This is a genomic window from Roseibium sp. RKSG952 (assembly GCF_009711355.1).
Map to the genome: position 1 here is coordinate 1 of NZ_SMMF01000637.1, position 2919 is coordinate 2919.

Here is a 2919-nt window from a genome sequence, read left to right on the forward strand (position 1 = left end):
CGTATCCGCATCGTCGGACATGTCGATCGTGATGGCCGAATCCAGCGCCGTGAAATATACGGTATTGGTTCCGTCGCCGCCATCAATACCCGCCTCCCCGGAATAAACGTAAACAACATCGTCACCCTCGCCGCCAAAAAGCGTACTACTACCGCCATAGACATAGAAGACATCATCGCCGTCCTCTCCGTATACAGATGACGACCCGCCTGATATTGTTATGACATCGTCACTATCGGTCGCGTGAATGAATTCAAAGCTATCGAAATAGCCGGTTGAAGCATCCGCGTAGCTTATGGTCCCGCTTCCGTCATCATCAACGGTTATCGAAACACCGTCTTCCACATCAGTGAGGTAAAGCGTATCGGTCCCGGAGCCGCCATAGAAGCTGCCCGCTGCGGTACCAGCATAAATGATATCGTCACCGGCACCGCCGTAGATCTTGTTATTCCCGGACACGCCGTAGATTACATCATCGCCATCTTCGCCGTACAAGGTGTCATCCGACGAGCTTCCTGTAATCGTGTCATTATAGTCGCTGCCATGGACTTCACTGAAATCCTCGAAGCTGTCGATTGAACCGTCAGCGTAGGTGATTGTTCCATCGCCGTCGGAGATCAGTATGGTTACACTTTCAGAGGCCAGGACGGCGTAGATAGCGTTGTCACCGTCACCATCTGTACCATTTCCGTAAATCGTGCTGCCGCCATATCCTACATAGACCGTGTCGTCCCCTCTCCCCCGTACACGGTGTTTTCCCCGTCTCCTATGTAGATGATATCATCTCCGTCGCCGCCATAAACCGTATTGTTTCCACCACCACTGTAAATAGTATCGTCACCATCGCCGCCTTTCAGGGTGTCATCGTAATCACTACCTATGATTGTATCATCACCACTGTCGCCAAAAACAATATATCCGCTATCCGCACCGGCGAGTGAAATAGTATCGTCATATTCCGACCCGTCGATTTCCTCGAAATTCACGAAAGTTGCTTCCGAGCCATCCTCGTAGCTGACAGTGCCCGTGGAGCCTGAAACGCTCACAGTAACAGCGCTTTCGCTTTCATTGAGAATGAGCGTGTCCGTCCCGTCCCCGCCGTCGAAATACCCCCCATCTGTGCCAGCGTAAATGGTGTCGTCTCCATCCCCGCCATAAATCGTGTCATAACCGCTTCCGGCGTAAATGGTGTCATCACCGCCGCCACCATAGATCAGATCATCCCCGCCGAAGCCATAAAAGATGTTGTCCTCGTCGTCGCCGATGATCGTGTCATCATAGTCGCTACCCCAGATATTTTGGATGTTGTAGAGCTGGTCGGTCGTTCCAAGACCGTCCTCGGCGAGGAAATAAGTTCCGTTTTCATCTTCATACGTGGTCGACATGTCGACATATATACTGTCGGTCGAATCGGTGTATGCGGACGTATTGTTTCCCGAGCCGCCGAAAATATAGTCGTCACCATAACCGGCCTGGATCCAGTCATCCCCGTCGAACCCGTAAATCTTTTGCGAAACACTGTCCTCTGCGCCCACATAGCCCGCGATCGAGGAATCAGGAATGTAGCCGTAGATGATATCGTCATAATTATTCCCGACTAGATATGTCGTATCGGTAGTGCCATAAACGTACCAGCCATAAGTTGCACCCATCACAAGATAGGCGGTGCTATCTTCATCCAGCGAGCTGACAGTTGACGTGTCGATATCAACAGACCCGCCCGATTCAAGATAGTAAGCCTCGCCATCTTCGGTAACCACAAAGGCATTCTGGATCATGGAGTAATAGAAAGCCTCCTGAAGAGCCGAACTCCAAGTTGTAACATCTCCGCCGAATACCTCGCTAGCATCATCAAAATTAACATATGCAACGATGTTTGTTGTTGTGCCATTTTGATAAATGATCGTTATATCCCCGCTGCCGTCGAGACTGTCAGTCACGGACACATTAGACAAGTCCGAGGAGTAGATTGGCAAGATAAGCACATCTGTTGTTGGGTTGAAGTCTTCAACAGTTGTGTATCCGGGAGTGGAGTCGCTCGTATCAATAGTCTCGGCTTCCGAGCCTGCTTCGTCGAGAACGTTATAAATTCCCGATGCAACCGAATAGACCGCCCAAAAGTAGGTGCTGGCGCCTGTCACGGCAATTGTGGTCATTGCAGTGGTACTTGCGATAGTATACGCGATGCTATCCCAGTCGACGGTCGATGTCGATGAAGTACTGTCCTCGGCTACCGTACCTAGGACAAACGTGTTGGAGCCATCTCCACCGTACAAAATGTTGGTATCACCATCAAACAGCGAGCCGGAATAAATCCAGTCATCACCGGCTCCGCCATAAATCGTATCACCGCCATCACCGCCGAATAAAATATCATCGCCGTCGCCGCCATAAATCAGGTCATCGCCTGCGCCACCAAAAATTATATCATCGCCATCGCCGCCATAAAGCGTGTCGTCCCCAGAGCCTCCATAGAGGACATCGTCCCCTCCCTCTCCGTATATTGTGTCATCGCCCCCCGCGCCATAGACGACATCATCTCCAAGGCCTGCGAAAATAGTATTGTCAGGATCATCAAAGTATTCATTTCCTTCTGTTGCATATATTATATCGTCTTCATCGTTACCAATTATTAGTGTGTATTATTTAAATGTGTACGTCGCCGTACTATCTAAAAATGGGTGACTATATTTTTCGTGAAAATCATTATCAAATTCCGTCTCATCGGAACTCATTATATAAATTCCGCGATCTACAAGCCTATACTTTTCGGTCGTTATTCCAAAATCACTGCCGCCCGAAACGGATTCACTGTAACTTTCTGTCTCTGTTTCTTCCCAGTTCTGAATTGCTTCATAAGCCTCAGTGGATATGTGACTAATAACCTCGCCGTCACTGTCGTAAACGACGTAGTAACCC

The 2919-nt window shown here is 49.5% G+C and carries 3 protein-coding genes and 1 pseudogene; all 4 read right to left on the reverse strand.

Features of this window, described 5'->3' with window-relative positions; translation table 11 throughout:
• Window positions 1–696, reverse strand: a 696-nt coding sequence (locus E1297_RS03135; protein ID WP_368669448.1) for a calcium-binding protein, incomplete at its 3' end; no start/stop codon positions are given.
• A gap of 17 nt (window positions 697–713) precedes the next feature.
• Window positions 714–2156, reverse strand: coding sequence for a calcium-binding protein (locus E1297_RS03140; protein ID WP_155133786.1), 1443 nt, complete (start codon window positions 2154–2156; stop codon window positions 714–716).
• A gap of 156 nt (window positions 2157–2312) precedes the next feature.
• A pseudogene (locus E1297_RS51195) lies at window positions 2313–2633 on the reverse strand (calcium-binding protein); the annotation flags it as partial.
• Window positions 2634–2642: 9 nt separating this feature from the next.
• On the reverse strand, window positions 2643–2919 hold a 277-nt coding region (locus E1297_RS49685; protein WP_209015618.1), incomplete at its 5' end, for a hypothetical protein.

Excerpts from the sequence above, each read along its gene's own strand:
- E1297_RS03140 (WP_155133786.1), bottom strand. The coding sequence starts at position 2,156 with ATGACCACAATTGCCGTGACAGGCGCCAGCACCTACTTTTGGGCGGTC.